This is a genomic window from Candidatus Enterococcus courvalinii, assembly GCF_017315945.1.
GTDB classification, from domain to species: Bacteria; Bacillota; Bacilli; order Lactobacillales; family Enterococcaceae; genus Enterococcus_B; species Enterococcus_B courvalinii.
Genome location: NZ_JAFLWI010000022.1, coordinates 21,645 through 27,644, shown reverse-complemented (window position 1 = coordinate 27,644; position 6,000 = coordinate 21,645). Strand labels below are relative to the sequence as shown.

The following is a 6,000-nucleotide window of genomic DNA, read 5'->3' as shown; positions in this document are numbered from 1 at the left end:
GCGGTTTTTTGTTTTATTTAAGTGAAGCATCTAGAACGAATCAGCTTTCGCTACAAGTGCTTTAGCAAAGGCTTCAAGATTTTCAATGTCTTCTTCTTCGGCATTCAAGTCAACTTTAACATTTTCTGCCCCTTTTGTTGCGCCTGTTTTGGCAAAGACAGCATCAAAGTCATCTACGGATTTACAAAATTCATCATAGAATGTATCACCAGAACCACAAACGCCATAAATTTTTCCTTCAAGATCAACATCTTCTAAATCTTCATAAAAATCAACGATCTCATCTGGTAGTTCACCATCACCATATGTATAGGTTGCGACAACACAAATGTCTGCCTCTTCAAATTCATCTGCATCAACTTGTGTACATTCATTAATTTCTACATCAATATCTAAATTTTCAAAAGCTTCTGCTACAATATCAGCAATTTCTTCTGTATTGCCGGTCATGCTAGCATAAACGATTTTTGCTAAAGTCATGATTTGCCTCCTAATTTATCAACGATTTTAACTTAATACGTAAGAATTATACCAAACGATGATAAAAAAAGGAAATAGAACTCGATAAAATGATCACTGCAATTTGGCTAAACGTTGATAACTATGGTAAAATGAGAACGATTTGTAAAAAGGAGACGAGAGAATGATCACATTAAAATCAGCACGTGAAATTGAAACAATGGCAGAGTCTGGCGCCTTATTGGCAGACGTGCATAAAAACTTACGCGACTTTATCAAACCTGGTGTTACCAGCTGGGATATTGAAGTTTTTGTCAGAAATTATATTGAAAGTCATGGTGGAATTGCTGCTCAAATCGGTTTTGAAGGTTATGAATATGCAACTTGTATTAGTATCAATGATGAAATTTGTCATGGTTTTCCTCGGAAAAAACCGCTAAAAAGCGGTGATTTAGTTAAAGTCGATATGTGTATCGATTTAAAAGGTGGCATTTCTGATTCTTGTTGGGCTTATGTTGTTGGGGAATCAACACCTGAAATCGATCGTTTAATGGAAGTAACGAAAAAAGCGTTGTATCTTGGGATTGAACAAGCGAAAGTTGGCAATCGCATTGGAGATATTGGTCATGCAATCCAAACTTACGTTGAATCTGAAAACTTATCTGTCGTACGCGATTTTATCGGCCATGGTGTTGGTCCAACTATTCATGAAGAGCCAGCTGTCCCTCATTATGGTGAAGCAGGAAAAGGTCTTCGATTGAAAGAAGGCATGGTTATTACAATTGAACCAATGGTCAATACTGGAACTTGGAAGATGAAAATGGATCCAAACGGTTGGACTGCGTATACACGTGATGGTGGGCTATCTTGTCAATATGAACATACTTTAGCCATTACGAAAGACGGTCCGAAAATTTTAACTTCACAAGGTGAAGAAGGCACGTACTAATAATAAGAGTATAGGGGAAATAAATGGGGATTTGGCAGAAAATTAAAGAAAATAAGGACTTGATGCGATTTATCGAAACAACTCAAAAACGAATGAATGATTCTGAAATTGGGACAACTTCTGTTGTTGTTGCTTATTATTTGTTGTTATCGTTGTTTCCGCTGATTATTGCATTTGGCAACGTATTGCCCTTTTTGAATATTGATCCAAATACAGTGTTAACTTATGTTCGAGAGGTTATGCCTGAAACGATTTACCAATTTATTGGCCCTGCAATCAAAGATTTACTGACTCAAAGTTCTGGCGGTTTGCTTTCAATTTCTGCTTTAGCTGCACTTTGGTCAGCAAGTCAAAGTATTAATGCATTACAAATTGCAATGAATAAAGCTTATGGTGTGGACAATCGAAAGAACTTTTTGATTGTCCGCCTTGTTTCATTAGTTGTTATTGTCTTATTTATGGTTGCAATAGGTGGGGTGACCATCGTCTTAGGGTTAGGTAACCTGATTCTTGAAGCAATTCAACCAATTTTCCAGTTTCCACTACAGTTGATCGATCAGTTTCAAGCGCTGAAGTGGCCTGTAACATTAGTTGCTTTATTTGTTATTTTGTTCTTGATTTACTTGATCGTGCCGAACGCTCAATTGAAATTAAAAACGATTTTGCCTGGGACGATTTTTGCTACAGTTGGCTGGATGTTGTTGTCACAAGTTTTTGGAATTTATGCGAAATACTTTGCTTCACGCGTCAGCGGGTATCAAATTATCGGAAGTTTCATCGTTTTGATGCTGTGGTTGAATTTTGCTGCAACCATTGTCATTCTTGGTGGAATTATCAATGCTGTGGTCCAAGAATATGTATTGGGCAGTCAGGCAACACATCGAAAAGGACCACTCAATCGTTGGGTTGAAAAAATAAAAAATAAAATTTCTAATAAAAAAGCGTAAAATTTTACGTTCTTTTACTCGACTTATTGTAAACTAATGATAGTGTTTTATAATAACGGGAAAACTCTCAAGTTAAAGTAGGTGTCCAGATGCTTGTTTCGTTTAGTATGGTCGTTAGATTTTTCCTAACGATAGTATTATCGTTGATTTTAACACCGATATTTAAAATAATTTCTGTCCAAACAGGAATGGTCGATAAACCGAACGCGCGAAGAATCAATACAGTACCGATGCCAAGTGCCGGAGGGTTGCCGATTTTTATATCTTTTGTTATTTCAACGTTGATTTTGTTTCATGATATTATTCCAAGATTTTATATTGTACCTATTTTGTTAGCAGCGTTGATCATTATCATTACAGGAGTGCTAGATGATCGCTTCGAGCTAACGCCGAAGCAAAAAAGCGTCGGAATTTTACTAGCCTCACTTGTCATCTATTTTCTAGCAGATATTCACATCGATTCGTTCACTTTACCCTTTTTTGGTCATTTTGAACTAGGATGGTTAAGCTTTCCGGTAACGATTTTTTGGATTTTCGGTATCACAAATGCTGTGAATTTGATTGATGGGTTGGATGGTTTAGCTGCAGGAGTATCACTGATTGGATTGATTACAATTGGGATCATTGGGTATTTCTTTCTTCACTCATCCACTGTGTACATTCCTATCGTTATTTTCTGTTTAGTAGCAAGCATCATCGGCTTCTTTCCGTATAATTTTTATCCTGCCAAGATTTATTTGGGGGATACAGGTGCATTATTTTTAGGGTTTATGTTGGCTGTTTTATCTTTACAAGGGTTAAAAAATGTAACGTTTGTTTCATCAATTTCTTTATTGATTGTTTTAGGTGTTCCAGTGACGGATACTTTTTTTGCGATCGTTCGTCGAAAAGCAAATCGGGTATCTTTTTCAACTGCGGATAAAAAACATTTGCATCACCGCTTGTTGAGCTTAGGCTTCACACATAAAGGAGCAGTTTTGGCGATTTACGCGATGGCGTTAATGTTTTCTTTCACCGCAATGATCATGAATTATGCTGGTCAAGTCGGGACAATTGTTCTGGTGCTGGTAATGTTATTTGCGATTATTTTGTTACTGGAGTTAATTGGATTGATTGGTGAAAAGCACCAATTTATTTTGAAAACTTTACGATTTTTGGGGAATAAAGAATATCGTACGCAAGTACTGCAGAAATATTTGAAGAAATGGGACCATCATTAGATGAATAAAAAATTAGAACAGCCGGTCCTAATCAGTATAGTGACCGCAAATAGTCAGAAGATTTTTCGTACATTAGATACCTTGATTGCAACGATTGGTGAAAAACCAGCAATTGAGATCGTTATTTTTGATAATAATTCCTCACCTGAATATCAGGCTAAATTGAAGGAGTATTTACAATATCCATATCTACACATTAACTTCCATCAGGAAAACAGTGGATTTGGTTATGGACATAATCAAAATTTATTGAATAGTAACTATCGTTATGCAGTTATTTTTAATCCTGATATTTTGGTGGATGAGCAAACAATCGTGGAAGTTGTTGAATTACTAATGGAACATCCCGAATGTGCGATGCTAGCCCCTAAGATTTTAAATGAAGATGGTTCTGTCCAATATTTGATTCGTGAACGTCTAGACGTTTTTGATTATATGTTGCGGTTCATTCCTTTTAAATGGGTGAAAAAATTGTTTGATAAACGCTTGGCTAAGTTCGAGTGTCGAGATCTTCCTCTTGATAAAAATAGTTACGTTCGAATGATATCAGGGAGCTTTATGGTAATCGATACAGAAAAGTTTACTGAGGTCACAGGATTTGATTCCCGCTACTTTATGTACTTTGAAGACAATGATTTGTGTTTGAAATTTGAGCAAGCTGGGTACAAATTGCTGTATACCCCAACTCATTCAGTCGTTCACTTATATGGAAAAGGTGCGCATCGTAACTTTAAATTATTTCGAATTTTTATGTCTTCCATGGCAAAATTTTTCCATAAGTGGGGGTGGAGTTTCTTCTAATGAAACCAACTAGTTTAGTTGTTGTCGTATTGTATCAGCAACCAATAGAAAAAATACCTTCTTTTGCCCTGTTATCACAAGCTGTGATGGATCAAAAAATCCAATTCGTTATTTTTGATAACAGTCCAGTGGAACAACATCATTCATTGTTTGAAAACAAGTTAGTGAATTATTATCATGACGCGCAAAATCCGGGATTGGCGGCGGCCTACAATTATGCACTGTCGCAAGCTCTTCCCACGGTTCAGCGGCTGATTACATTAGATCAAGACACCGTTTTAAATGAAAGTTATTTAGAACGAGTTCGTCAGGTTGAATTTTCAGATGACTGCGTTGTCGCTGTACCGATGGTCTTTGATCAAGGACAACAAATCTCACCTGTCTATGCTGATCAATATGTTAATCGTACCTATCAAGCAGTTTCTGAGGTGGGAATGATGGGGCAGCGAGTGATGGCAATCAATTCGGGAACCGTTTTTTCAATTTCATTTTTACAAACAATTGGCGGGTTTGATCCTGCTTTTTCTTTAGACTTTTTAGATCATTGGTTTTTTTGGAAAGTTCATCAGCTGCACAAAAAAATTGAAGTTTTGCCTATTCGTTTGGAGCATGACTTATCTGTGCTCAATTATGAAAAAGTATCGACAACCAGATATGAGTCGATTTTAGCTGCTGAAACAAAATTCTATCGTGAGTATGATCAGATTCACTGGAAAAAGCATCGTAAACAATTGCTTTTAAGAAGCGTTAAACAATTTTTGACAGTGAAGAATCGAAAAATTTGGCGTTTAACTTTACGCGCTTATGTTGAGATGGGGAAGGTGTAAATTTTTGCGATCTGTTTGCATGGCCACATTTAATGGCGAAAGATATCTTAGAGAACAATTAAATAGCATTCTACGACAGCTTTCTACAACAGATGAGCTAGTTATTTCTGATGATGGATCAGTTGACAACACTTGGAATATTTTGATGGAATATGCACAACAAGACTCACGTATCAAACTATTAAAAGGACCCCAACGTGGACTGATTCAAAATTTTTCCCATGCCATTGAAAAAGCAAATGGTGAAATCATTTTTTTGGCTGACCAAGATGATGTTTGGTTAGACAACAAAGTAAAAAGGATAACGGCTGACTTTGCAGCTCATCCGAAAAGACAAGTTGTTGTTTCGGACTTGGTGATTGTGGACGAGAATCTCGAAACGATTTATCCTTCTTATTTTACTTATCGTCATTCGAAAGAAGGATGGTTGAATAACTTTATTCGTAGTCATTACATTGGGGCTGGTATGGCTTTTCGTTCAAGTATGAAGCCGAAAATCTTACCAATTCCAGAGGATGTGCCTATGCATGATATGTGGATTGGCTTGTTGGGTGGAAATCAGGTTGGATTTATCCGTGAACCGTTAACGTTATATCGGCGTCACGACTTGAATGCGAGCGAAATTCAAACACATTCTAGTTTTCAACAAAAATTGACATGGCGATACCACTTATTAGTGTCCTATTTAAAAAGAAAGTGGCATCGACGCTAAGTTTAATAAAAAAGCATTAAATGCTAAATAGCTCATGACAAATGTCTGGATTGATGAGATAATAACAAAGTGAAATTTGAAAAAA

At 36.5% G+C, this 6,000-nt stretch carries 7 protein-coding genes; 6 read left to right on the top strand and 1 reads right to left on the bottom strand.

Annotation, left to right across the window (positions count from 1 at the left end; genetic code table 11):
* Nucleotides 1-30: 30 nt before the first annotated feature.
* Complete coding sequence (locus tag JZO71_RS11795; RefSeq protein ID WP_206899892.1) at nucleotides 31-480, bottom strand: flavodoxin; 450 nt, start codon at nucleotides 478-480, stop codon at nucleotides 31-33.
* 163 nt (nucleotides 481-643) lie between these two features.
* Here JZO71_RS11795 and map point away from each other — a divergent pair, with 163 nt between their 5' ends.
* The 6 genes from map (at nucleotide 644) to JZO71_RS11765 (ending at nucleotide 5,915) form a co-directional block, all read left to right on the top strand.
* Nucleotides 644-1,408 (top strand): type I methionyl aminopeptidase, encoded by a 765-nt coding sequence (gene map / locus JZO71_RS11790; protein ID WP_206899891.1) that lies wholly within the window; start codon nucleotides 644-646, stop codon nucleotides 1,406-1,408.
* Nucleotides 1,409-1,431: 23 nt separating this feature from the next.
* Entirely contained in the window at nucleotides 1,432-2,355 is a 924-nt protein-coding gene (locus JZO71_RS11785; protein ID WP_206899889.1) for a YihY/virulence factor BrkB family protein, read from the top strand.
* A gap of 89 nt (nucleotides 2,356-2,444) precedes the next feature.
* Complete coding sequence (locus JZO71_RS11780; protein WP_206899886.1) at nucleotides 2,445-3,575, top strand: glycosyltransferase family 4 protein; 1,131 nt, start codon at nucleotides 2,445-2,447, stop codon at nucleotides 3,573-3,575.
* Entirely contained in the window at nucleotides 3,576-4,376 is an 801-nt protein-coding gene (locus JZO71_RS11775) for a glycosyltransferase (protein WP_206899885.1), read from the top strand.
* Complete coding sequence (locus JZO71_RS11770) at nucleotides 4,376-5,203, top strand: glycosyltransferase (protein WP_206899883.1); 828 nt, start codon at nucleotides 4,376-4,378, stop codon at nucleotides 5,201-5,203. The genes JZO71_RS11775 and JZO71_RS11770 overlap by 1 nt, the downstream gene beginning before the upstream one ends.
* A gap of 4 nt (nucleotides 5,204-5,207) precedes the next feature.
* Nucleotides 5,208-5,915: a glycosyltransferase family 2 protein gene (locus JZO71_RS11765; protein ID WP_206899881.1), complete on the top strand. Its 708-nt coding sequence runs from the start codon at nucleotides 5,208-5,210 to the stop codon at nucleotides 5,913-5,915.
* Nucleotides 5,916-6,000 lie beyond the last annotated feature (85 nt).

Excerpts from the sequence above, each read along its gene's own strand:
- JZO71_RS11770 (WP_206899883.1), top strand. The coding sequence starts at position 4,376 with ATGAAACCAACTAGTTTAGTTGTTGTCGTATTGTATCAGCAACCAATA.
- JZO71_RS11780 (WP_206899886.1), top strand. The coding sequence starts at position 2,445 with ATGCTTGTTTCGTTTAGTATGGTCGTTAGATTTTTCCTAACGATAGTA.
- JZO71_RS11775 (WP_206899885.1), top strand. The coding sequence starts at position 3,576 with ATGAATAAAAAATTAGAACAGCCGGTCCTAATCAGTATAGTGACCGCA.
- JZO71_RS11795 (WP_206899892.1), bottom strand. The coding sequence starts at position 480 with ATGACTTTAGCAAAAATCGTTTATGCTAGCATGACCGGCAATACAGAA.
- map (WP_206899891.1), top strand. The coding sequence starts at position 644 with ATGATCACATTAAAATCAGCACGTGAAATTGAAACAATGGCAGAGTCT.
- JZO71_RS11785 (WP_206899889.1), top strand. The coding sequence starts at position 1,432 with ATGGGGATTTGGCAGAAAATTAAAGAAAATAAGGACTTGATGCGATTT.